General features: G+C 39.0%; 19 protein-coding genes. 6 read left to right on the plus strand and 13 right to left on the minus strand.

Annotated elements, in window-relative coordinates; genetic code table 11:
• Positions 1 to 4: 4 nt before the first annotated feature.
• The 8 genes from sucC to sdhC form a co-directional block, all read right to left on the minus strand.
• Positions 5 to 1,171, minus strand: coding sequence for an ADP-forming succinate--CoA ligase subunit beta (sucC, locus tag AS4_RS15890; protein WP_004717276.1), 1,167 nt, complete (start codon positions 1,169 to 1,171; stop codon positions 5 to 7).
• A 168-nt stretch (positions 1,172 to 1,339) separates the two neighbouring features.
• Entirely contained in the window at positions 1,340 to 2,773 is a 1,434-nt protein-coding gene (gene lpdA, locus AS4_RS15895; protein ID WP_004717278.1) for a dihydrolipoyl dehydrogenase, read from the minus strand.
• A gap of 60 nt (positions 2,774 to 2,833) precedes the next feature.
• The gene (odhB, locus tag AS4_RS15900; protein WP_096734800.1) at positions 2,834 to 4,048 is read right to left on the minus strand and encodes a 2-oxoglutarate dehydrogenase complex dihydrolipoyllysine-residue succinyltransferase; all 1,215 of its coding nucleotides are present in this window, start codon (positions 4,046 to 4,048) and stop codon (positions 2,834 to 2,836) included.
• Positions 4,048 to 6,885 (minus strand): 2-oxoglutarate dehydrogenase E1 component, encoded by a 2,838-nt coding sequence (locus AS4_RS15905; RefSeq protein ID WP_096735551.1) that lies wholly within the window; start codon positions 6,883 to 6,885, stop codon positions 4,048 to 4,050. The genes odhB and AS4_RS15905 overlap by 1 nt, the downstream gene beginning before the upstream one ends.
• Positions 6,886 to 7,496: 611 nt before the next feature.
• Positions 7,497 to 8,207, minus strand: coding sequence for a succinate dehydrogenase iron-sulfur subunit (locus AS4_RS15910; RefSeq protein WP_004717284.1), 711 nt, complete (start codon positions 8,205 to 8,207; stop codon positions 7,497 to 7,499).
• 14 nt (positions 8,208 to 8,221) lie between these two features.
• A complete protein-coding gene (locus AS4_RS15915; RefSeq protein WP_004717286.1) occupies positions 8,222 to 10,120 on the minus strand; it encodes an FAD-dependent oxidoreductase in 1,899 nt (632 codons plus the stop codon).
• A 12-nt stretch (positions 10,121 to 10,132) separates the two neighbouring features.
• Positions 10,133 to 10,498 carry a succinate dehydrogenase, hydrophobic membrane anchor protein gene (sdhD, locus tag AS4_RS15920; RefSeq protein ID WP_004717289.1) on the minus strand — a complete coding sequence of 122 codons (366 nt, stop codon included), beginning with the start codon at positions 10,496 to 10,498 and terminating at the stop codon, positions 10,133 to 10,135.
• On the minus strand, positions 10,498 to 10,896 hold the full coding sequence (gene sdhC / locus AS4_RS15925) for a succinate dehydrogenase, cytochrome b556 subunit (protein WP_126606943.1): 399 nt from the start codon (positions 10,894 to 10,896) through the stop codon (positions 10,498 to 10,500). Before sdhC ends, sdhD begins: the two co-directional genes overlap by 1 nt.
• A gap of 1,070 nt (positions 10,897 to 11,966) precedes the next feature.
• On the opposite strand from sdhC, the gene gltA reads away from it, so the two are divergent.
• The 3 genes from gltA to AS4_RS15940 all read left to right on the plus strand — a co-directional run bounded on the left by gltA (position 11,967) and on the right by AS4_RS15940 (position 16,870).
• On the plus strand, positions 11,967 to 13,241 hold the full coding sequence (gltA, locus tag AS4_RS15930; RefSeq protein ID WP_096734801.1) for a citrate synthase: 1,275 nt from the start codon (positions 11,967 to 11,969) through the stop codon (positions 13,239 to 13,241).
• 261 nt (positions 13,242 to 13,502) lie between these two features.
• Positions 13,503 to 15,071 carry a peptide MFS transporter gene (locus tag AS4_RS15935; RefSeq protein ID WP_096734802.1) on the plus strand — a complete coding sequence of 523 codons (1,569 nt, stop codon included), beginning with the start codon at positions 13,503 to 13,505 and terminating at the stop codon, positions 15,069 to 15,071.
• The gene (locus tag AS4_RS15940; protein WP_096734803.1) at positions 15,068 to 16,870 is read left to right on the plus strand and encodes an aminopeptidase P family protein; all 1,803 of its coding nucleotides are present in this window, start codon (positions 15,068 to 15,070) and stop codon (positions 16,868 to 16,870) included. Before AS4_RS15935 ends, AS4_RS15940 begins: the two co-directional genes overlap by 4 nt.
• A 130-nt stretch (positions 16,871 to 17,000) precedes the next feature.
• On the opposite strand, the gene AS4_RS15945 is transcribed toward AS4_RS15940, so the two are convergent.
• Positions 17,001 to 17,669: a YARHG domain-containing protein gene (locus AS4_RS15945; protein WP_096734804.1), complete on the minus strand. Its 669-nt coding sequence runs from the start codon at positions 17,667 to 17,669 to the stop codon at positions 17,001 to 17,003.
• 206 nt (positions 17,670 to 17,875) lie between these two features.
• Between AS4_RS15945 and AS4_RS15950 the strand changes: the two genes are divergently transcribed.
• Positions 17,876 to 18,535, plus strand: a complete 660-nt coding sequence (locus tag AS4_RS15950; RefSeq protein ID WP_096734805.1) for a DUF2306 domain-containing protein — start codon at positions 17,876 to 17,878, stop codon at positions 18,533 to 18,535.
• A 68-nt stretch (positions 18,536 to 18,603) separates the two neighbouring features.
• Here AS4_RS15950 and AS4_RS15955 read toward each other — a convergent pair whose 3' ends face one another.
• The 4 genes from AS4_RS15955 to AS4_RS15970 all read right to left on the minus strand — a co-directional run bounded on the left by AS4_RS15955 (position 18,604) and on the right by AS4_RS15970 (position 23,599).
• Positions 18,604 to 20,421 (minus strand): NAD(P)-binding domain-containing protein, encoded by a 1,818-nt coding sequence (locus AS4_RS15955; RefSeq protein WP_096734806.1) that lies wholly within the window; start codon positions 20,419 to 20,421, stop codon positions 18,604 to 18,606.
• A 17-nt stretch (positions 20,422 to 20,438) separates the two neighbouring features.
• A complete protein-coding gene (locus AS4_RS15960) occupies positions 20,439 to 21,284 on the minus strand; it encodes an SDR family NAD(P)-dependent oxidoreductase (protein WP_096734807.1) in 846 nt (281 codons plus the stop codon).
• 28 nt (positions 21,285 to 21,312) lie between these two features.
• A complete protein-coding gene (locus AS4_RS15965; protein ID WP_034612487.1) occupies positions 21,313 to 22,266 on the minus strand; it encodes a metal-dependent hydrolase in 954 nt (317 codons plus the stop codon).
• A gap of 376 nt (positions 22,267 to 22,642) precedes the next feature.
• A complete protein-coding gene (locus AS4_RS15970; protein ID WP_034612484.1) occupies positions 22,643 to 23,599 on the minus strand; it encodes a metal-dependent hydrolase in 957 nt (318 codons plus the stop codon).
• A gap of 456 nt (positions 23,600 to 24,055) precedes the next feature.
• Between AS4_RS15970 and AS4_RS15975 the strand changes: the two genes are divergently transcribed.
• The gene (locus AS4_RS15975; RefSeq protein WP_096734808.1) at positions 24,056 to 24,565 is read left to right on the plus strand and encodes a hypothetical protein; all 510 of its coding nucleotides are present in this window, start codon (positions 24,056 to 24,058) and stop codon (positions 24,563 to 24,565) included.
• Positions 24,566 to 24,951: 386 nt separating this feature from the next.
• Complete coding sequence (locus AS4_RS15980) at positions 24,952 to 26,577, plus strand: NAD+ synthase (protein WP_004717311.1); 1,626 nt, start codon at positions 24,952 to 24,954, stop codon at positions 26,575 to 26,577.
• Positions 26,578 to 26,581: the final 4 nt, after the last annotated feature.

Raw genomic sequence — 26,581 nt, forward strand, 5'->3', positions numbered from 1 at the left:
CTCCTTACGCTTTCACAGCAGCAACAACTTTTTCTGCGGCATCAGCTAAGCCGTTCGCAGAAATTAATTTTAGACCTGATTCATCAAGTAATTTAGCACCTAACTCCGCATTGTTCCCTTCTAAACGAACAACCACAGGTACGGTTACATTTACTTCTTGAACCGCTGCAATAATCGCTTCAGCAATCATGTCACAACGTACGATACCACCAAAAATATTGATCAACACACCTTGTACAGATGAATCTGAAAGAATAATTTTAAATGCTTCAATGACGCGATCTTTGGTCGCACCGCCACCAACATCAAGGAAGTTTGCTGGCTGACCACCATACAGTTTGATGATATCCATTGTTGCCATCGCAAGACCAGCACCATTCACCATACAACCGATATTGCCTTCTAAAGCAACATAGTTAAGGTCAAATTCAGATGCTTTTAACTCACGCTCATTTTCTTGAGATTTATCACGCATCGCAGCAATTTCAGGCAAACGATAAAGTGCATTTGAGTCGATACCGACTTTGGCATCTACACATAAGATTTCGCCATTTTCACGAACTGAAAGCGGGTTAATTTCAAATAATGCAAAGTCATTTTCAACAAATGCTTTGTATGCACCTGTCATGATGGTTACAAATTGGCTGATTTGCTTATCTTTTAAACCCAATTGGAAACCAACATCACGCGCTTGGAATGGCAATAAACCAACCAATGGATCTACTTCGACTTTAATAATTTTTTCAGGTGTTTCTTCAGCAACTTTTTCAATTTCTACGCCACCCTCTGTAGACGCCATGAATGTCACACGACGACTAGAACGGTCAACCACTGCACCTAAATACAATTCACGTTCTACAGGATAAACATCTTCACAAACAAGGATACTATTTACCGGCTGACCATTGGCATCTGTCTGATACGTGACTAAACGAGTACCTAACAGGCTTTTTGCATATTCAGCTGCTTCTTCTTTTGACTTAACAACTTTTACGCCACCCGCTTTACCACGACCACCTGCATGGACTTGGGCCTTCATCACAGCGAATTTGCCACTAATTTGCTCAAAGGCAGCAGATGCTTCTTCGGGCGTAGTGATTAAAATGCCTTCTTGAACTGGCATACCATATTTTTTTAACAGCGTTTTCGCTTGATACTCATGTAGATTCATGTTTTACCTTTTACTACTTTTCACATTGTTATGACACACCAATAATTAGACTTCCATCGCAATAACTATCGGCATTTATTAAAGTTTGTTCTTTTATTTTTAGATGATTATTCAATTAAAAACAACCATCAAAAGTAAAAAGAGCGGTCGAAACCGCTCTTTTTTGTGTTATTTACGTTTACGCTGAATCGCGTGAATCGCACGCCCATCAACAGCAAGCGCTGCTTCATGAACGACTTCAGAATAAGTTGGGTGACCAAAAGTCATCAATTGTAAATCTTCAACAGAAGATACAAATTCAAGTGCAATCATACCTTGGTGAACAATGTCAGAAGCACCAGGACCAATGATATGCATACCCAATAAGCGATCCGTTTTTGCATCTGCAACAAACTTCACAAATCCAGCAGATTCATTGGCAGCTAAAGCACGACCATTGACAGCAAATGGGAATTGACCAGTTTTAACGTCATGGCCTTTCTCTTTAGCTTGCTCTTCAGTCAAACCTACCCACGCAGCTTCAGGGTGTGTATAAATCACTGAAATAATGGTGTCATAATTCACTTGAGCAGCATGACCATGCATACGCTCAACTGCCATTACACCTTCTTCCATTGCTTTATGCGCAAGCATTGGACCACGTACCAAGTCACCAATTGCATATACACCGTCTACAGACGTTGCACACCAATCGTTCACTTCAACCAAACCACGTTCAGTTAATTTAATGCCTGAATCTTCAGCCAATAAACCTTCTGCATAGGCTTTACGGCCAACACAAACGATTAATTTATCAAAAGTTTGAGTTTTATCTTCGCCTGCTTGGTTATATTGAACAGTCACTTCACGACCATTCACTTCAGTACCTGAAACTTTAGCGCCAATACGAATATCTAAACCTTGTTTTGTTAAAAGTTTTTGATAATCTTTTGCCAACGCTTTATCCGCCATTGGTAAGAATGCATCTAATGCTTCAAACACAACAACTTCAGAGCCAAGACGACGCCATACTGAACCAAGTTCCAGTCCGATTACGCCTGCACCAATTACACCTAAACGTTTAGGCACTTCTTGGAATTCTAACGCACCCGTTGAATCAACGATAAGGTCTTCATCAACTTTTGCTACAGGAATATTTACAGGTACAGAACCTGTTGCAAGAATTACGAATTTAGGTTCTAAAACTTGAACATCACCACCTTCTAATGGTGTGAATTCAACTTTTTTACCAGCAAGTAATTTACCCGTACCTTGTAACCACTCGATACCATTGCCTTTCAGCAATTGAGCAACACCGCCAGTTAAGTTATCTACAACTTTGTCTTTACGAGCAAGAAGCTTTTGAAGATCAAGTTGGACATTTTCAACTGTAATACCGTGAACATCTAAGCCATGAAGAGTGTCTTCATAGTGATGTGAAGAATCTAAAAGTGCTTTAGAAGGAATACAACCTACGTTTAAGCAAGTACCACCTAAAGATGGCTTGCCTTTGTGTACACGTTTTTCGATACACGCAACTTTGAAACCAAGTTGAGCAGCACGAATTGCCGCTTCATAACCACCTGGCCCACCGCCGATTACCACTAAATCAAACTGAGACATGCTTATCTCCAAAAACGAGTTTAAAGGATCACTCTAAACTCGTGTTGTTATTCTAAAGAATTAAAGGTCAAGGATTAGTTTAGCTGGCTCTTCAAGTAACTCTTTAACAGTTACCAAGAAGCCTACAGCTTCTTTACCATCAATCATACGATGGTCATAAGAAAGCGCTAAGTACATCATTGGAAGAATTTCAACTTGACCATTTACAGCCATAGGACGCTCTTGGATTTTGTGCATACCTAAAATAGCAGTTTGTGGTTGGTTCAAAATAGGTGTTGAAAGCAATGAACCGAAAGTACCACCATTGGTAATTGTGAAAGTACCACCAGTCATATCTTCAATTGCTAATTTACCTTCACGTGCTTTTGCAGCATATGCACCAATACCTGATTCAACTTCAGCATAGTTCATACGGTCAGTATTACGTAATACAGGAACCACTAAACCACGATCAGAAGAAACCGCAACACCGATATCATAGTAACCATGATAAACAATATCATCACCGTCGATTGAAGCATTTACCGCAGGATAGCGTTTGAGTGCTTCAGTTACAGCTTTAACGAAGAATGACATAAAGCCTAAACGTGCACCATGACGTTTTTCGAAAGCATCTTTATATTGCTTACGCATTTCCATCACAGGTTTCATGTTAACTTCGTTAAACGTAGTTAACATCGCAGTTTGCTGTGTAGCAGCAAGAAGACGTTCAGCAACACGCTTACGTAAACGCGTCATTGGAACACGTTTCTCGATACGCTCACCCACTGCAACGCTTAATGGTGTTACAGCTGCAGCAGCTGGTTTAGTTTGATGATTTGCAACATCTTCTTTGGTGATACGACCACCACGACCAGTACCATCTACATCCGCAGCAGCAATACCTGTTTCAGTTAAAGCTTTACGCACTGCAGGTGCTTGATCTTGTACTTGAGCACGTTCAACAACAGGTGCATTACCCGCTTGAGTTTGTGACGCAGCTTGTTCTACTTTCTCTTCAGATTGAACTGCTTGAGTTTGAGTAGCGCCAGAAACAGCACCCTCTTCAAATGTCGCAATAACTTCAGAAGAAAGAACTGTGTCGCCTTCATTTTTGATGATCGCAGAGATAGTACCATCAGCAGGAGCAACAACTTCTAAAACAACTTTATCCGTTTCAATATCACAGATGACTTCATCACGTGATACCGCTTCACCTGGTTGTTTGTGCCAAGTTGCAATTGTTCCGTCAGCAACTGACTCTGGGAACACCGGTGCTTTAATTTCGGTTGCCATTATTTAGATTCTCCTGATTGTTCAGCTACGATCGCAAGTGCGTCATTCACGAGCTGAGCTTGTTGTTTTGCATGCAAATATGGTGAGCCACATGCAGGTGCAGCTGAAGCTTCACGTCCTGCATAGCTAATTTGAACTTGTAGAGCAGACTTCATTACACCTTCGTATAAACGAGGAGCAATGAATAACCATGCGCCTTGGTTCTTCGGTTCTTCTTGACACCAAACAAGTTCTTTTATGTTTGGATATGTCGCAAGCACTTCAGCAAGACGTTTTTCTGGGTATGGGTACAATTGTTCAACACGCACCACCGCAATGTTCAAGTTTTCTTCACGACGTTTTTCAAGTAAGTCGTAATAAACTTTACCACCACAAAGTACAACACGTGTTACATCTTGTTTGTTGATTTGATCCACTTCATCAATCACAGTCTGGAATGTACCAGTTGCAAGCTCTTCCAAAGTTGAAGTTGCAAGTTTATGACGAAGCAATGACTTCGGTGAAGTCACGATCATTGGCTTACGAATCGGGCGAATTGCCTGACGACGCATTGCATGGAAAATCTGTGCAGGTGTCGTTGGTGTAATCACTTGCATGTTTTCTTCAGCACATAACTGTAAGAAACGCTCAAGACGTGCAGATGAATGCTCTGGACCTTGACCTTCATAACCATGTGGAAGAAGCAATGTTAAACCACACACACGTTCCCATTTGGTTTCACCAGATGAGATGAACTGATCAATAACCACTTGCGCACAGTTTGCAAAGTCACCGAACTGAGCTTCCCAGATTACCAAGCTTTTTGGCAATGTAGTTGCATAACCATATTCAAATGCAAGCACAGCCATTTCTGACAATAATGAGTCATAAATTGCAGTACGTGGCTGATTTTCTTTGATATGACACAGTGGAATATAAACCGAACCATCAATTTGGTTATGTAGCTTGGCATGACGGTGTGAGAATGTACCACGACCAACATCTTCACCAGTCAAACGCACCAAGAAACCATCATCAAGGATAGAAGCATAAGCTAAAGTTTCTGCTGCACCCCAGTTTAATGGCATTTCACCAGTTTGCATTTTCAAACGTTCATCGATCACTTTAGATACTTGGCGTTGCATCACGAAACCTTCCGGTAATTCGCGCATTTTTGTACCAATTTCTTTTAAGCGTTCGATTGGGAAAGTCGTATCCCAAACATCTGTATATTCATGGCCTAGATAAGGTTTCCAGTCCACAAACATTTTGTCATTTGGTTCAAGTACTAAAGCATTGGCAACATGGTTACCTGCTTCAAGATCTTCACGGTATTTTTCAACTAAAGCATCTGCATCTGAACGATCTAATACTTTTTCTTGTACCAATTGATCAGCATAAAGCGTACGTGTAGTCGCTTTTTTATTGATCACTTGATACATCATTGGTTGTGTTGCTGCTGGCTCATCTGCTTCGTTATGACCACGACGACGATAACAGAACATGTCAATCACAACATCTTTACGGAATGTATGACGGAAATCATGTGCCAATTGCGCAACAAACAATACAGATTCTGGGTCATCACCATTTACATGGAAAATCGGCGCCTGAATCATTTTTGCAATGTCAGTACAGTATTCTGTAGAGCGTGCATCACGTGGATCAGATGTAGTAAAACCAACTTGGTTGTTGACTACGATATGAACCGTACCACCTACTGTATAACCACGCGTTTGTGACATTTGGAAGGTTTCTTGGTTGACACCTTGACCAGCAAATGCAGCATCACCATGTACGATTACAGGCAATACGTCATCACCACCAATGTCTTTACGACGTACTTGGCGTGCACGAACCGAACCTTCAACAACAGGGCCAACAATTTCTAAATGCGATGGGTTAAATGCCAAAGCCAAGTGAACTTCACCACCTGGTGTCATCACATTTGATGAGAAGCCTTGGTGATACTTAACGTCACCAGAACCTTTTTTAGCTAAAGTTTTACCTTCAAACTCACCAAACAAATCAGCTGGGTTTTTACCCATGATGTTCACAAGTAAGTTTAAACGACCACGGTGTGGCATCCCAATTACGACTTCTTTACAACCTACAGAACCTGCACGTTGAATAAGTTCGTTTACCATTGGAATGAAAGATTCACCCCCCTCTACACCAAAACGCTTCGCACCAACATACTTATTACCGAGGAATTTTTCTAAGCCTTCAGCAGCAGTTAAACGTTCAAGTACGTGTTTCTTTTGATCTGCCGAGAAACCGAACTGACCGCGTGCACCTTCAAGACGTTGTTGAATCCAGCGTTTTTCTTTGGTGTCAACAATGTGCATATATTCAGCACCAATAGAAGCACAGTATGTTGCCTCCATTGCGCTAACCATCTCACCTAAAGTTGCTTCAGTTTTACCAATCGCCAAATTTCCAGCATTGAAAACTGTATCTAGGTCAGACTTGGTTAAACCATGTGCAGCAAGATCTAAATCTGGCACATCTTCACGTTTAGCCAAACCTAGTGGATCAAGCTTCGCTTTTTGATGACCACGGTTACGGTATGCTGCAATCAGTTGCAAAACACCGATTTGACGACGTTCATGCTCAGTACTTACTTCACTTTGCACAACAGGCTGAACACGACTTGAATTACGACCTAATAATAAGAATTGCTCACGAATGTTTCCGTGTGGTTGGTCACCTTTAGGGAATTTATCGAAATATTGACGCCAATCCTCACCTACTGAGGTTGGAGAAGAAAGGTACTGTTCGTAAAGCTCTTCAATATACGCTGCACTATCAGCGGAAAGTTCAGTATCAAGACGCAATGCGTCAGCAACTTCTTGCATTTGTGGACCCATTTCCTATTGCAAAAACATTAGAGGGTGCTTTTTAAGCACTCCCATGATTGATAATGCCAAATCGGTAAATTGACATTCACCCATCAGATACTCATGACCAAGGGGCGTTATAAACATTAGCTTTTACTAATGCATACAATGAATCATAACGCCCTCAATGGCATCATCACTCACTTATATACTCAACCGAAGCTGAGCAATTTTTTGCAAATCGACTTAGAAAAAACAAAGGCTTTTTTGCTTTTTCTAAAGCGGTTCTAATCTTTGCTTATAAAATTATTTATAAACTGATCTGGATCACACTTATGTAGAAAAAATGTACCAAAAACATGGTGTGTTTTTCACATATAGTGGTTTGTTAAATCGTAACATGATCTGTCACTTCAATTGATTTTTTTGACACATACCACCTATAAATTAGCGAAATACATACAAGAAATAATCTATTATTATCCATCCATTTATATCGGGTCTGTTGATACTTTTTCAATGCTTAAAGCTTAGATCCCATTCACTCGAACAAAAAACAACCATCTCATTAAAAATCCAATAAAAAAAGAGCGTACATCCCAAGATGTACGCCCTTTTTTCACATCGTATTAACCCGCTTGATCGAGCAACATGCTACGGATATGACCGATCGCTTTTGTTGGATTCAAACCTTTCGGACATACAGACACACAGTTCATAATCCCTTTACAACGGAATAATGAGAATGGGTCATCAAGACGTGATAAACGATCTTGTGTCGCAGTATCACGAGAATCAATAATGAAACGGTATGCATTCAACAATGCTGAAGGACCCAAGAATTTATCCGGGTTCCACCAGAATGATGGGCATGATGTTGAACAACATGCACAAAGAATACATTCATACAAACCATTTAAGTGCTCACGCTCTTCTGGAGATTGTAAACGCTCTTTTGGTGGTGCAGGTTGATTATTGATTAAGAATGGATGAATTTTGTCATACTGATCGTAGAACTGATTCATATCCACAACTAAATCTTTCACTACTGGCAGACCAGGTAATGGACGAATGACGATTTTTTCAGGCAAATCGTTCAAGTTCCATAAACACGCAAGACCATTTTTACCATTGATATTCACACCATCTGAACCGCAAATACCTTCACGGCAAGAACGACGGAATGTTAATGATTCGTCTTGAACTTTTAATGCTAAAAGCGCGTCAAGCAACATACGATGCTTATCCGTCAACTCTAGTTTAAAAGTCTGCATATACGGTGCTTTATCCTTATCAGGATCATAGCGGTAGATTTCGAATGTACGTGTACCTCTACTCATCTTATTTCTCCCGATTAGAATGTACGTGGTTTAGGTTCAATTGGGTCTACAGACAATGGGCTGTAACGTACTGGCTTGTATTCAAGATGGTTATCCGCTGAATACCATAAAGTATGTTTCATCCACTCATCGTCACGACGACCATATGAATAGTGCTCATCATCAGCAGGCAATTCATAATCTACAACAGTATGTGCACCACGACATTCTTTACGTGCAGCAGCAGAAATCAATGTTGCTTTCGCTACTTCGTATAAGTTTTCAACTTCCAAAGCTTCAATACGTGCAGTATTAAATACTTTAGATTTGTCTTTTAAATGAATGTTACGTACACGTGGTTCAATCGCAAGAATCTGCTTAACACCCTCATCAAGCAAGGCTTGAGTACGGAATACACCCGCGTGGTCTTGAACGATATCACGAATCGCATCCGCAACTTCTTGTGCATTTTCACCAGAAGTAGAATCATCTAAATGATTGATACGTTTCAACGTGTTCACAAGTACATCATTTGGAAGTGGTTGGTATTCATCACCGTGATGTTTAGTCACGTAATCGATGATGTGTTCACCAGCAGCTTTACCAAATACAACCAAGTCAAGTAATGAGTTTGTACCTAAACGGTTTGCACCATGTACAGACACGCAAGAACACTCACCAATTGCATAGAAGCCTTTTACAGGCACTGTATAATTCATTGTACCGTTGGTTGTGTATTCATTTGCAGCTTTATCAAAACCTGCATAGAAATCTGCTGCATTTTTCGCTGTTTCAGGAATAACCACTTGACCATGAATATTGGTCGGAATACCACCCATTTGATAATGGATTGTTGGTACAACTGGAATTGGTTCTTTGGTGATATCCACGTTTGCGAATTTCTTACCAATCTCAAATACAGATGGTAAACGCTTCATGATGGTATCTGCGCCCAAGTGAGTCATATCAAGTAGGATATAATCACCTTTAGGACCACAACCACGACCTTCTTTGATCTCTTGGTCCATAGAACGTGATACGAAGTCACGCGGAGCCAAATCTTTCAAAGTTGGTGCATAACGTTCCATGAACGGTTCGCCATCTTTGTTACGAAGGATTGCACCTTCACCACGACAACCTTCCGTTAACAATACGCCTGCGCCAGCAACACCCGTTGGGTGGAATTGCCAGAATTCCATATCTTGTAATGGAATACCCGCACGAGCAGCCATACCAAGACCATCACCAGTATTGATATAAGCATTGGTAGATGCACGGTAAACACGACCAGCACCACCTGTAGCAAACAATGTTGCTTTGGCTTGGAATACAGCAATTTTGCCTGTTTCTTGGTCAATTGCTGTTACACCGAGCACATCACCTGCTTCGTTACGGATTAAGTCTAATGCAATCCATTCAACGAAGAATTGAGTACCCATTTTCACGTTACTTTGATAAAGCGTATGAAGAAGCGCATGACCTGTACGGTCGGCAGCAGCACAAGCACGCGGAACTGGTTTTTCACCATAGTTCGCAGAGTGACCACCAAATGGACGTTGATAAATTGTACCGTCAGCATTACGGTCAAATGGCATACCTAAGTGTTCAAGCTCATAAACAACTTTAGGCGCCTCACGACACATAAATTCGATTGCATCTTGGTCACCTAACCAGTCAGAACCTTTTACCGTGTCATAGAAATGATAGTGCCAGTTATCGTCTTGCATGTTACCAAGCGATGCACCAATACCACCTTGAGCCGCAACAGTGTGAGAACGTGTTGGGAATACTTTAGTTAGCACTGCAACTTTCAAACCTGCTTGAGCAAGTTGATATGAAGCACGCATACCTGAACCACCACCACCAACGATGACTGCATCGAAGAACTGGCTTGGAATATTTGAATAATCTTCTTTAGGGGTTAAAGCGCCCATGACATTTTCCTATCAATTCGCCCAAAAAATCTGGATTGCCCAGATCGCATATGCAATAACAGCAATAATCACTGCTGAAGTTAACACGATGCGTAAACCTGAAGCTGAAGGACCCATCTGACGAGTAGTCACATAGTCAGTGAATACTTGCCACATACCAATCCAAGCATGCGCAACAAGAGATAAGACTGCCAATAAAGATAAAATCTTCATCGGAAGTGTCATCATAAAGCCAAACCATTGCTCATAGTTAAATCCGCCATTGCACAGAATCCAACCTAATACCACAACAGTATAAACAGCTAGAACTACAGCACTTACGCGTTGGATATACCAATCACGAGAACCTGAACCCGTTAAACCTGTAGCACTTTTCATTAGAGAACGATCCATACAAATGAAGCGATAACTGATATCGCAGCCAAGATTAATGCAATAGTTGCTGCTACGCGACCACTTTGCAACTCTTCAGCAAAGCCTAGGTCAGCAAGTAAGTGCTTAATACCCATAATGAAATGGAATAATAAACCAGCGACAAATACCCATACGATAAAACGTACAATGAAGCCACCAAAGATTGCTTGAACTTGAGCAAAGCCTTCAGGCGAAGACAAAGACTTGTCTAAAAGCCACAAAAGTACCGGTACGAGTAAAAATACGATGACACCTGATAGACGGTGTAGAATTGATGCAATAGCCACAGGGGATTTTAAGTTTACATCTAAAACTTGACCCATGGACAAATTGACAGGTCTGTTGCTTTTCACAGCGGGCATCCTGTAAGTAAAAACTCCATCCGGAGTTTGTTGGAATTAATTCGAAGGAAAGCTAGCATTGTCAGACAAATTTAATTGCCTGAACTTTAAACGACACTGAATTATAAAACGTGCACTGTCAAAATACAAACCATCGAAATTGGCTTTTTCTTTAAAAATCACTCAAATAAGAATCATTTACACCCATTTAAAAAATAAAGCAGATCACCCATCTCTGTTTTTCAAGGCTATCTCGTTATTTTTTATGACATTTAAACATATTACTTTTACACATAATTACGACTTATATTATTTTTATAAATTTAGACTAAAGCACAACATTACGGACAAAATCGTCCTGTGGTTAATTTCTCCCTGCTGTTTTATTTTTCATCAGCTGGTTAAGCTTTAGTAGATACCCAACATGTTATTTTTAAATAGTCCTTTATTCCTATTTTAAATGGGTGCCATTTAATTCAGTGATTTGACTGAAAGCTTTATAATAAGAAAGAAAGACTTAGTTTGTGAATAATTCATAATTTAGCCGCAAGGTTTTATGGTATTTGATTATTCCTAAGGCAACTAAATGCCTATTTTTATACTAATTCGATTATTTTTTATCCTTTAAAAGCTTCAATAAAAACTATTTTTTAATCAATTAAGCATTAAAATGAAAATAAATATTTCATCAACTCATTTGGGTGTTTTTTACACAAAAATAATGGCAAAAGCTATGTAAGTCGTGAAATTCAGATGGTTTTAAAACAGCAACAATGCATTTCGCAACTTACAAAAGCCACAAAATATTGGTCAAAAATGCCATTTCCTGTCTAGCAATCACAATTATTTTTCTGCACCTTCTTTAGAATTTACCTTATTATACTGACCGACTCTGAAATTTAATGATCAATCTTACTGGTTAAAGTTAGACTAACTACTGATGAAAACATTGTTTTTTCATCCATAAGTATAATTGACAAAATTTCAGTACTCACTAAGCTAAATAGCAATTTTTGATCCGTCTGACTTGTACATTACAAGATGACTCAGCAAGTTAGATAAAATATCCACCAGGACAGGAGATCTATTGAATGTCTGCAGCAACTGGCAAGAAAGCCGTTCTAGAGCTTGATGGCAAAAAAATTGAATTACCAATTTACAGCGGCACATTGGGCCCAGATGTAATCGACGTTAAGGATGTGTTGGCTTCAGGTCACTTTACTTTTGATCCTGGTTTTATGGCGACAGCTTCTTGCGAGTCTAAAATCACTTTCATTGATGGTGATAAAGGCGTTCTTTTACACCGTGGTTATCCGATTGCTCAACTTGCAACTCAAGCTTCTTACTTAGAAACTTGCTATTTATTGTTAAGCGGTGAGCTTCCAACTGCTGAACAAAAAACAGACTTCGAAAACAAAGTCCGCAACCACACAATGGTTCACGATCAAGTTAGCCGTTTCTTCAATGGTTTCCGTCGTGATGCTCATCCTATGGCGGTTATGTGTGGTGTAGTGGGTGCGTTATCTGCGTTCTACCACAACGGTTTTGACGTTGAAAACGTAGACCACCGTGAAATCACTGCAGTTCGTTTAGTTGCTAAAATTCCTACTTTAGCTGCTTGGACTTACAAATATACAATCGGTCAACCGTTCGTATATCCACGTAACGATTTAAGCTATGCTGAAAACTTCTTGTACATGATGTTTGCTACTCCAGCAGATCGTGATTACAAAGTTAACCCTATTCTTGCTAAAGCAATGGATCGTATCTTTACGCTTCATGCTGACCATGAACAAAATGCATCAACGTCTACAGTACGTTTAGCTGGTTCTACAGGCGCTAACCCTTATGCATGTATCGCTGCGGGTATTGCTGCACTTTGGGGACCTGCGCATGGTGGTGCAAACGAAGCTGTTCTTAAGATGCTCGATGAAATCGGCACTGTAGAAAATGTTGCGCCGTTCATGGAAAAAGTAAAAACTAAAGAAGTTAAACTCATGGGCTTCGGTCACCGAGTTTATAAAAACTTCGATCCACGTGCAAAAGTAATGAAAGAGACTTGTGACGAAGTGTTAAGTGCACTTGGTATCAATGATCCTCAACTTGCGCTTGCAATGGAACTTGAACGTATTGCATTAAGCGACCCATACTTCATCGAACGTAAGCTTTACCCGAACGTAGACTTCTACTCAGGTATCATCCTTAAAGCGATTGGTATCCCAACAGAAATGTTTACGGTAATCTTTGCGCTTGCACGTACCGTTGGTTGGATCAGCCACTGGTTAGAAATGCACAGCGGACCTTACAAAATCGGTCGCCCTCGTCAGCTTTATACTGGCGAAACTCAACGCGATATCAAACGTTAATTCGTTACGCGTTCAGATCGAACAAGAGACCACCCTTTGGGGTGGTTTTTTATTACATATTCATACCAATTGGTATAATCGATTTATTTTAAAATTCATTTAAAATCAAAACATAACAATATTAATAATAAGCATAGAAAACTGAAATTTATATTTTTACTATAAAATTACAAATCACTACTTTATAAAACACCCAAAAAATAACTTTATTTTATATATTGTATAAAAATTTTTAATCATACATTTTCAAAGGAATTGAAGATGCCTCAACATCTATCTAAACAAGTGCACGACCCAGATCAAGCTTTTTTTGGTCACCCCAAACCATTAAAAGGTTTATTTTTTACCGAGCTTTGGGAACGTTTTTCCTATTATGGTATTCGCCCTTTATTAATCCTCTATATGGCGGCTTTAGTTGCTGATGGCGGTCTCGGTTTAGATCGCCCAACAGCATCAGCAATTGTCGGCTTATTTGCAGGCAGTATGTATTTAATGACCGTATTGGGTGGATGGGTTGCTGACAATTATCTCGGTCAGGAGCGCGCTGTGTGGTACGGTTCACTGATCATCGCATTTGGACATCTATCCATTGCATTGGCAGCTTTATTTGGGCATTTCTTTTTTTATTTTGGTTTAGTTTTGATTGTGATCGGTTCTGGTTTATTTAAAACCTGTATTTCCGTCATTGTTGGCACTTTATATCAGGCTCAAGATTCACGGCGTGATGCAGGATTTTCCATTTTTTATATGGGAATTAATCTAGGTTCGTTGATTGCTCCACTATTGACTGGTTTATTGGTTAAAGAACATGGTTGGCACTGGGGGTTCGGAATTGGTGGCGTTGGAATGTTAATCGCCTTACTGATTTTTAAGTTAATAACTGTGCCTCAATTAAAACAATTTAATCATGTGCAAGGCAATGAAAATAACTGGGCTCGTCCTGTACATTACAATCCTAAAGCACCTCAAATGATCATAGGTTTTATTGCCGTTGTTGGCTTGATTATCGGTCTAGTTTCTCTTGGCATCATTAACATCAATCCAATTCAGATCGCCACATATTTCACGATCACAATCTGTATTTGTATTGCCTTATATTTCAGCTATCTATTGCTCTTTGCTGGTTTGAATAATACTGAGAAAAAACAAATCATTATCTGTTTTATTTTACTCATCACCGCTGCACTTTTTTGGTCAGCATTTGAACAAAAACCAACATCTTTCAATCTTTTCGCCCAAGACTTTACAGATCGCCAATTCTTTGGCTTTGAAATACCCGCAGTTTGGTTTCAATCAATTAACCCGCTTTTCATTATTATTTTCGCACCGATCATCGCATGGCTTTGGGTTAAATTAGGCAAACAAAATCGTGACCCTAGCTATATCACCAAATTCATTATTGCTTTACTTCTCGCTGCGGGTGGTTTTCTCGTGATGAGCATTGCCAGTTACTTGATCACCCAAAATGGTGGAACTGTTTCTGCATTGTGGATCGCATCAAGCCTCCTGCTTTTAACACTAGGTGAATTATGCTTAAGCCCTGTCGGTCTTTCAACCATGACTAAACTTGCTCCAACCATCATTCGTGGACAAGTGATGGGGCTTTGGTTTACAGCATCTGCTTTAGGAAACTTGATGGCAGGTTTAATCGGTGGTCATGTTTCTATCCATGAAGTTGACCAATTACCCTTGCTATTTGTGCGATGTGTCATCGCTTTACTTCTTGGCGCACTCGTTCTATGGTTAATGAGAAAACCGATTCGTAAATTACTCAATCAAACATCGACTCCCTCTCAAAAATCTCTTGATATGCAATTGGAAAAAGTATGAACAGTTTGTCACCTGCCAACAAATTAGAAAACCTTCGTACAATTATGAAGAAATATCAGCAGGATGCCTTTATCGCCATGAGTGCAGATCCACATATGTCAGAATATCTACCTGATTATTGGAAAATACGTCAATGGCTAACAGGCTTTACAGGTTCAGTCGGCACAATTGTAGTCACTCAAAACTTCGCAGGTTTATGGGTAGATGGTCGATATTGGGTACAAGCTGAACAGCAACTGGAAAATACAGGTTACGTTTTACAAAAGCAGACACCTGATGAATCATCAACACATTTGGCTTGGCTTTCACAACATTTAGCCAAAGATGCAAAAATTTCAGTCAATGGACACACAATTTCCGCATTACAGTTTGATGCGCTAAGTCAAGTTGCTCAATCCCAGCAATTTGAAATCCGAACAAACTTAGATTTAATTGATGAAATTTGGACTGAACGCCCAGCACTGCCCCTACAACCCGTTTGGCAAATAGCAGATGATTTAAATGCGCAAACACGCTTAGAAAAAATAACTGCGATCCGTCACAAACTTATTCAGAAAAAAGCAACGGGGCATTTTATTTCTGCACTTGATGATATTGCTTGGATTTTGAATTGTAGGGGGCGTGATGTTGAATATAACCCCGTGTTCTTAGCACACTTATATATTGACCATTCTCGAACTGTACTTTTTATTGATGATGCAAAACTTTCAACTGAAATGCAGCAAAGATTTGCTTTGGATAACATTGAAATCTTAGCTTATAACGAAAGCATCAAGTTTTTGGTCGAACTTAAACAACAAAATATTTTAATTGATCCTGCTAAAGTCTCAATTTCATATGCACAGGCCATTGAGCAGCAAAGTCATTTAGTCCAAGACATTAATCCAAGCAGTTTATTTAAATCACGTAAACATCCTTCAGAAATTGCACATGTGCGCAGTGCAATGACCAAAGATGGTGTTGCCTTATGTCATTTCTTTTATTGGCTAGATAAAGCATTGGCCGATAAAGAATCGATCAATGAACTGACTATTGATGAAAAAATCACAGCATATCGTGCACAACAAGATGGTTTTATTGGTTTAAGCTTCTCGACAATTGCAGGCTTTAATGCCAACGGCGCATTACCACACTATCGTGCTACAGAAGAAAGCTTTAGCGAGATTAAGGGTGATGGTTTGCTGCTGATTGATTCAGGCGCACAATATGATGAAGGAACCACAGACATTACCCGCGTTGTTCCCATAGGCATAGCAAGCGCTGAACAAAAACGTGATTACACCTTGGTGTTAAAAAGCCATATTGCGCTTGCACAAAGTGTTTTCCCTGAAGGCATTGCATCACCACTATTAGATGCAATTACTCGTCAAACGCTATGGAAATACGGATTAGATTATCGTCATGGTACAGGTCATGGGGTCGGATATGCATTGAATGTTCATGAAGGCCCACAAGTGATTTCATATTATGCGCCAGTCACACCATCCACCAAGATGCGCGAAGGGATGATTACTTCCAATGAACCTGGTTTATATCATCAAGGCAAGTACGGCATTCGGATTGAGAATCTTGTCGTCAACAAAATTAAGCATTTTGAAGATAGGACCTATGGTCAATTTTTGGAATTCGAAACACTAACATTGTGTCCGATTAACCTGATGTGTATCGTTTTAGACCTACTCAGTCATGATGAAAAAGCATGGTTGAATCAGTACCATCAAACAGTCAGAGAACGATTAGCACCGCACTTAGAAGGTGATGTTTTAAACTGGCTAAATGAAAATACCCAAGCTATTTAACATTTTCCGTAAAATTTAAAAGCTCGAAGTACCTGACTTTGAGCTTTTTAAAGCAAAAATAATGATATAAATCAAATCAAAATGCTTTTGCTTTAGCTATCATTTAAACCAGATATGATCAAAATATTGATCAACGACCCCATTCCATTTTCGCCATATACGGGCGAATTTTTTTAATACGCTGGATATTGGTCTTTTCAATCTGAGTTAATTGATTTTCAACATTGGTACTGCATGGCATATACCAATTATCGTTAGCAAATTGAGAGGCAATCTCTTTATTGGCAAATGAATAACCATGACGCGCATAAATTTCATTACGCATCCAGTCCAGTTCTTCAGGAGGAATTTGTAGATCCTCATCTTTTAATAAACGTTGTGATGCAACTGGATAATCACCGACATCTTTTTGATAGCGACACTGTTGCGGCTTTAAATCAAAATATTTTGGTTTAACCTTAGCCGTTGTAGATTCCCAACTAGACTCCAACACATTCGGCTGATTTTGTTTTACAGTAAACGTAAACACACCACTACTTGCTTTAGCACCGCTTTCTGTTGCGGTAATTTTATAGCCTTGTGAAGTCGTCTGTACTTTTCCTGAGAAATTTTGTTTATTTTTACCAAGAACACTATAGCCTTTGATCTGATTACGATCGATAGATTGGATGAAAACAGCAATTTTCTGATCATCATATTTTCCAGACCAAGATTTTTGCAACTGTTGAATATCCAGTGCATAACTATTCTGGAAACCAATCATTCCTAATCCGACGAGTGCGATTAAACTTTTATTCATTGTTATACCTATTTGTTATGAAGATATTGGATGCATTTTCACATTGATTTTAGATTAAATTGTTTGCTTTGTGATCTACTTTAAGATAAATAAATCAGGATTCTCTGTGGTTTATTTTAAAATCTATGCCATACCCAAACATAAATATGCTGTTTCAACCTATCTTCCACTATAATTTCTCAATCACCATTCCATTATAAGCAGTGATGAACAAAACAAAAACTAACTTGGCCTATTCAAGCTTGAGTCTAATTTCACTCGTGATCTATGCTTATTTATGCTATCTCATGGTGGCAATATGTCTACAATATTTCCCATGGCAAACTGATCAGCATTTTCTATTGTTAAAGCAAGATGTAGTCAATACTCAACCTTGGCAGGCGGCTTTTAAAATCCATGTGATCAGTAGTAGTTTTGTACTCATCGCTGGATTTACACAGTTTTTCCGTGTCTTTCGCACGCGTTATCCCCGAATTCATCACTGGAGTGGTTGGCTCTACATCATCACCATTTTGGGGCTGTCTTTACCCAGTGGCTTAATTTTAGCTTTTTCAGCGGCTGGAGGATTATCCACACAAATCAGCTTTGTCTTATTAAGTTCACTCTGGGCGATCACCACCCTATCCGCTTTATACTTTTTATTGAAAAAGCGCTGGATTTTACATCGTGACTGGATGATCCGTAGTTTTGCACTCAGCCTTTCAGCGCTGAGCTTAAGGACATGGAAAATCGTGCTTTATCAGTTACAACCATATTTTGATTGGTTAACCCCAATTCACATCTATCAGCTAGAATCTTGGTTAGGTTGGGTGGTCAATTTAATCCTAGCTGAAATCATTATTTTTCGATTACATCGTCGCACATGACAAAAAAATTAAAGCCCTAAATCAATTTAGGGCTCTCATAAAAAGTGTTCAGCAATTGAATACTAAGCTTATTTTTTACTCACGCTATAATGGTTTAAATCTAGTTGCTTTAATTGATTGCGTAATTGTTGTAGTGACCATGGCCATGCTGCAAAATTACGACCATTTTCATCCAGATAATAAGACTTACACCCACCCGCATTAAATACAGTGGTTTTTAAATCTTTTTGCAGACGTTTGTTATGCTGGGCAAGCACATCCGCTTTGATTTCAAAGCGAGTGAATTTTTGCTCACGCATTTTTAGCAAACCATCAACAATATAGCCGACTTGTGCTTCCGCGATACCAATAAATGAATCATATACCAGAATGTTTGGACCGAGCACCAAGAACGCATTCGGTACATGTTCAATACTGGCGCCCAAATATGCTTCAGGTGAGCTATTTTTCCAACGCTCAGCAAGTACCTGACCATTGCTGTCATAAACCCGTTTACCAATCGGAGGATGTGAAACTTCAAAACCTGTTCCCCAAATAATCACATCCACTTCATGACGTTCACCATTTGCTGCAACCACTGTATTTCCATCAATTTCAACCAAACCATGTGCAATCAGATTCACATTATCTTGTTGAAGTGCTGGATAATAATTGTTTGCAAACAATAAGCGCTTACATCCAATGGTAAAGTTCGGTGTCACCGCTTTACGCAAGGTTTCATCTTTAATTTGCAGTTTAAGTAATTGCTTACTTAGGAAATTAACGGGTTCCAATACTTTAGGATTACGCAATCCAAAGTTAATCCCATTTAAAATCTGTGCGATGCTATTACGCCAAGTTTGTTGAATGATTGGGAAACGAGAAATGATCCCTTTAGCCGTTTCGTTTAACTCCATATCCGCTTTGGGTAGCACCCATGGCGCTGTACGCTGGAATACGATCAACTGTTTCGCTAAAGGCTGTACTTGCGGGATAAACTGAATTGCAGAAGCCCCTGTACCAATCACCGCAACACGCTTACCGGTTAAATCATAATCATGATTCCAACGTGCTGAATGGAACATTTCACCTTTAAAACTTTCAATTCCTTTTAATTTCGGCAAAGCAGGTTCAGTAATCGGTCCTGTCGTAAAAATCACCGTCTTGGCTTGATATTGACCTTTAGATGTTTCTAAATGCCAAATATGTTGTGCTTCATCCCATTTAGCACTAATCAATTCATTATTAAATTCAATTTTTCCACCAAGGTCATATTTTTCCACCACCTCTTCTAAATAACTTAGAATTTCTGGTTGCTTGGCAAATAAATGACTCCATTTATGGCTTGGCGAGAAAGAAAATGAATAAAGCGCTGAGGGTACATCACAACCGCAGCCCGGATAATTATTGTCGCGCCATGTTCCCCCCACACGACTGGCTTTTTCAAGCACTAAATAATCGTTATAGCCTGCTTGATTCATTTTATAAGCAGCAGCAATCCCTGAAATACCCGCACCAACCACAATGGTGTCATAAATATGCACAGCTTCTTTGTGCTGAATCGTCGGTGCTTTTTTCTCAGCGGATTGTCCAAGCTTTTCAGATTGAGCACTTATTTGCGTTTCAACTTTTACATCAGGCTTATTTTTAGCTTTAGCCAGAGTTTGGACTTCAGCTTTAGCTGTATTTGCTTTCGCTGGCTTCGTGACAGTCTTTGCCTCGACTTGCTTCTCTACAGGCGCTTTTTCTTTAAGCTGTTTTGCTTCAAGCTGCTTATCTTCAAGTTGTTTGTCTTGTACCGTATTCGGTTGAGTCACCTGTTTAATGTCTTCAACCGTAGTTTGTGTTGAGTTTTGCTCTACGCTTTTCTCTTTAGGCAGCGTAGCTAAAGTTGTTTCTATTGTCATCTTGATTTACTCGCAGCTTATTTGATGTATTTATTAAATAATGGATATCCGATACCCAGCGCTTTGGCATATAAGGTGGGTGATGCACGTTTTAATATCCAAAACAGTTTTGCATCTGGCTGAGGAATGGTGTACAGCTTGCCTGCATCCAAGTTATTTAAGGTTTTAATCACCACCTGATCACTGGTGGTAAATGCATGATTCATCAGTAAATCATCTGCTAAACCCGCATAATGACCAGGCAAACGACCATTTTTCATAATATTTGTAGGCACTAATGTTGGACACAGCACATTCACTCGAATATTGTCACCGCGAAGCTCTGCTGAAAGGGTTTCTGACAATGCCAGCACACTGGATTTGGTCACGTTATAAGCGGTCATTTCGGGAGCTGCTGTATAGCCCGCAGCTGAAGCAACATTGATAATTGCCCCATAACCTTGTTGCTTAAACTGAGGAACAAAATAATGACAACCATGAATAACCCCCCAGAGGTTGACATGCATACACCATTGCCAATCTTCCAGTGACACTTCATCAAACTTACCGCCCAGCCCTACACCCGCATTATTAATGATCAAGCTTACAGGATGATTCATTAATTTTTCGGCTTGTTCTGAAAGTGCTTTTACTTGCTCTTTCTCACCCACATCACATTGCACAGCAAATGCTTTAGCTGAAGTTTGTGATTCAATCAAACTGACAGTTTCTTTGGCTGCATCCAGATTTATGTCAGCGCAAACAATTGTTCCTCCGCGTTTTGCAAGTTCCATTGCAAAACTACGTCCAATGCCACTACCTGCGCCAGTCACGACCGCATAAGCATTTTGGCTCGGCTTAACTTTTTTAGAAAAAATACCCATAAACTTTAAATCCATCTCTTTTAGGTTTTTATGAACGCAATGCAGGATAAAATTCTTTCGTCAAATATGGCGTAAGAAGACCTGTCTTTGGATTCAGCAGTTTCTCTTTGTAATAGTCCAAAAATTCAGATGTATCATGATCATTTGGATGAAAATCGGGACGCAGATAATCAAAAATATGTTTAAAGCTGCTGCCGTAAACACCATCTTTTAAGCCAAAGATCAGGCGAAAATTATATGGAATCTCCTTCCAATAACGTAAGCTAATCAGGTTCTTAGGATTTCGATAGAAAGGCACTAAAAATGATGCAGCTGAAATCAGCACCAAAATCGTGATCAATGCGGGAAAGAATCCAGCAATACGTAATAAATAGTTATTGGATAATTCTTGAAACACATCGAAAGCAATATCCTTATGCTCCGATTCTTCAAGCATATGCCACATCCAGATTGCCCGTTGTTTTTCATCTTGCGAACGGAAGAACACTTCTTCATGATTCATCATGTATTCTGCAAGTACTGCAGTAAAATGTTCGATACCAGCCATCAATGACAATTTCATCGGTTGTGGAAGACGCTCAAAACCATATTCAAACGCCCAGCCAGCCCAAGTACGAAACAGCTTTACTGGCAAATCACGAATTAAATAAGCGTCATTTAACTCTTCATGCATTTTTGAATGAATCGCCTCTTGACCAATTAATGAAGTGACACGTTGCTTTAATAATGGATCGGTAATGAAATCACGATGATAACGAGCAGTATCAATCACAAGATCTTCACCACGAGTTAAGAAAATCGACAGTGACGCAAAATATGCACTTGCCAATTCTGCATCCATATAAAATCGGTGATCTACTTGCTCTGGATCAAAATCAAACTTCATATGACGAATTGGAATAATCGGCGTTTGATTTTCCAGACTGAATGGTGCCGCAGCAAAAACTTTAGCAACGGCTTTCTTAATTGGCTTAGCGAACATAGCTGGTACTCTTTATTCATTTAATATGGCAATCCATTTCATCGTCTTTACGCTGATGAGCTACAGATCGCCTTTTGAGTAAAAACTCTACTTTGATGGCTAAAAATTACGACATGCTTTGTCAATTACCATTGGCACATGCATTCATTCGGTTTGCAAATTATGACAACCTTAGATAATTGTCAGACAATCACTTTTAAGAGTTGCCTCCACTGATAAAGAATGTCCCTTAAAAACAATTTTTATAAAGTGCTTGGTTAAAATCACAGCTTTAAAAAAAAACTTTTCCTTCAAAAATTGATGGAAAAGCTCAGTATCGATCTACAACATCGTTTTTATATTGAATAGAAAATTTGAATGCTAAGATTGAATAAAATTACATCCGTAAAGCAGGGGTAAACGCTTTAACAAAATAAGGGGTGAGTGTGCCTGTTTCAGGATCAAGTAATTCTTTTTTGAAATATTCTAAAAGCTCAGTTGTATCATGATCATTAGGATGAAAGTCTGGACGCAAATAATCAAAAATATGGCCTAAACTGCTACCAAAAACACCATTGTCTCGACTAAATAATAAATCCCAACTGCCCTTTGCCTCTTTCCAAAAACTTAGACTAAAGCTATTCATTGGACGTCGTAAAAATGGCAACATCAATGCGCCAGCACCTACGCCTAGACCCAAAGTAATCAACGCAATAAAGAATCCTGAAATTCGTAATGGATAATTTGCAGAAAGCACTTGATAAGTATCATAAGCAATATCTTTATGCTCAGACTCTTCCAGCATATGCCATAACCATAAAGCTCGTGTTTTTTCATCAAGAGAATGATTAAAGATGTCTTGATGCGTCATGGCATATTGAGCAAAAACAGCGGTGAAATGCTCAATCCCAGCCATCATTGAAAGTTTTAAAGGTTGTGGGAATTTTAAAAAAGTATGATTAAAAACCTGTTCTGCTAAAAACCGATATAACTGCACAGGCAAATTATTTGGAATCATGGTTTCATTATATTCTTCATGGACTTTAGAGTGAATTGCCTCTTGTCCAATCAAACTGGTTAGACGCTGTTTTAAAACTGGGTCTTGTATTTGATCACGATGATGTCGTGCAGTTTCGATCACCAACTCTTCACCATAGGTTAAAAAAATTGACAATGCGGCAAAATAGGCAGTCGCCCACTCTTTTTGCATAAAAAATTTAACATCCAACTCATCTGGGCTAAATTTAAAATTGAAGTGACGAATCGGGATATTCGCAATCTGATCTTTTAAATTAGGCAATCGACTTGGAAAAGCTTTTGCAAACACTTTTTTGACAGGCTTAGCAAGTAACATATGAAGCACCTATTGTTTATTTAGGGATCAAGGATTTGACTGAAAACCAGTTCAAATTCACATTTCAAGTAAAAAATCCTATTTATGTTGGAAAAGTAAGTCATCTGGATTCAAATACCACTGACATTTCAGGTCAATCCATTGGCAATTTATGACTATTCAATAAAGTGTCTGACAAATAAGGGCTAAGCTTGCCTCTACTGATAAATAATGACCTTTGCGGACAAGTCATCAGCTTTGGCTTTTAAATCATGATTTAAATCTTAGGTAAGCTAAACCCGAATGAGATATGCGCTACATAACTGAAATCAGGTAACAAGAAAAGGTTCATGTCAGCATATATACAATAGACAGCTTTTTTAATCGTGGTGTATCTGAGTCACAGTTAATCTTTGGGTCAAACTGAATCAGTGCTAAACTTATAGATGTACTTTTTACACAGCACAAAATTAAACAATGTTCAATTTCATTTGGCGCTTTGTACAACTTCTTCGATTGGATCAATTCAAATATCGTAAATTGACAGATGGCGAAATTCGTATTAGCCAAAGTGTATTTGGAGATTTAATTGACTACAGCCAAGTCAAGGTGATGAATCATCCTTATTTACCGTGGCAGCCTGTTGGTATTTTGATGGCGCCCAATGGTTATATCCACTTAAAAGATGCAGACTATTGTGAAGACTTCTCCTGTATGAGCTTGGGTTATCAAGCTGTTTTTATTCATGAAATGGCCCATGTTTATCAATATCAGCGTCATGAGAATGTATTACTTAAGGGGGCGATTTTACAGACCGCACTTTACCTGAGTTTGGGTAAATATAACCCTTATCGCTACACCCTCATTCAAGGAAAAGCTTATTTTGATTACAATATTGAGCAACAAGGCGATATCGCCAAAGATATTTATTTAAATCGAATTGAAAATATTATTCTGAATAAAAATTCAGTCAATCCTTCAATTTAAGCGCTTTATTTTGATGCTAATTTAAACAAATTAAGTGATACATTTCACAAAAAATATTTAAAGCTGATTTTTTCCAATATAAAATCCAAAAAATAATGAAAAATCACTAGTTTCTATAAAAAAAATACACTAAATTCATGAGGTCATTGATGGTGTACTGAATAAACTTAATGAATCACTAGCTTCTGACGTTTTTTTAGTTAAAATACTCAATGTCTGAAATTTTTGCCTTGCAAGAAAATAAAGATTTTTGATGATTTTTAATGATTTTATAGTTTCGCCCTTTGGCAATTTCTGTGATATCTATATACATATGTTGAATAACTACATTTTAAAAATCAACAATTTGTATATAAATTACCCTATTGGAATAGGATTTGGTTTAAATGAAAAGTTTTAAAATTGCTCTCGCGCAATTCTCTCCATTCATTGGTGATATTGAGTCGAACGTTCAAAAAATGATTGAACAAGCCAATGATGCAAAAAAACAGAATGCTGAAATTGTTGTTTTCCCTGAACTTTCTATAATCGGTTACCCTGCCGAAGATTTGCTTTTACGCCCAAGCCTAGCAAAGCGTACTGCACAAGCTTTCGAGAAACTGTCTACTGTTAAAGACATCGTGATGGTATTTGGTTTTGCCAATCTTACTGACGATGGTCAACGCTACAATGCTGCAGCAGTGATGAAAGATGGACAAGTTTTAGGGGTTTACAACAAACAAAATCTTCCTAATTACAGCGTTTTTGATGAAAAGCGTTATTTTAATGAAGGACATCAACATCTTGTATTTGAGTACTTAGGTCATAAGTTTGGTGTACTGATTTGTGAAGATGTATGGTCTTTAAATACAGTTCAACAGCTTGCTCAACTCAATGTGGAAAGTGTTTTGGTCTTGAATGCTTCACCTTATGAAGTCGGCAAACCGCAACATCGTATCGAAACATTAAAAGAGTTGGCAAAACAGCTCCACCTCAATGTGGTTTATATCAACCAAGTGGGCGGTCAAGATGATCTCATTTTTGATGGGACCAGTTTTGTCATTAACCATTCAGGTGAGGTTGCATTACAAGCACCAAGCTTTAAAGAAGATCTCTACTTTGCTGACTACCAAATAGAAAACAAAGCCTATCAAGTGGTTGAAGCTGCGCCAGCATTAAACACTATGGCTGAGATCTATCAAGCGTTGGTTTTAGCAACACGCGACTATGTACAACGCTCTGGTTTCCCAGGTGTGATTTTAGGCCTATCAGGCGGTATCGACTCAGCTTTAACCTTGGCAATTGCAGTTGATGCGATTGGCGCAGATAAAGTTCAAGCCGTGATGATGCCTTATACTTACACATCACAAATTAGTGTGGAAGATGCCACTGAACAAGCAAAACGTATGGGTGTTACTTTTGGTATTGCCGAAATTCATCCTATCGTAAATAGCTTTATGCAGACCTTGTTCCCATTCTTTGGTAACTCACCTGCGGATACAACTGAAGAAAACCTTCAAGCGCGTGCACGTGGTACATTGCTTATGGGCTTGTCCAATAAGTTTGGTAACCTTGTGCTGGCAACAGGCAATAAGTCTGAGCTTTCTGTCGGTTACTGCACACTGTATGGCGATATGGTAGGTGGTTTTGCTGTACTCAAAGATGTTTATAAAACCATTGTTTTTGAATTGGCTAAGTACCGTAACAGTATTTCTGAAACGCCTGTGATTCCTGAACGGGTTATTTCTCGTCCACCATCAGCAGAGCTTCGTCCTGATCAAAAAGATCAAGACTCTTTACCTGCTTATGATGTACTTGATGCCATTCTATACGCATATATTGAGGAAGAACAAAGCCAAGAAGACATCATTGCCAAAGGTTTTGAACGTGCAATCGTGGAAAAAGTCATTCAGCTTGTCGACCGCAACGAATACAAACGTCGTCAAGGTTCAATTGGACCACGTATCAGCTCACGCGCATTTAGCCGTGAACGCCGTTATCCGATTGTAAATGGCTGGAAAGCAGGTGTATAAGCCT

Source organism: Acinetobacter guillouiae, from assembly GCF_002370525.2.
Classification (GTDB): domain Bacteria; phylum Pseudomonadota; class Gammaproteobacteria; order Pseudomonadales; family Moraxellaceae; genus Acinetobacter; species Acinetobacter guillouiae.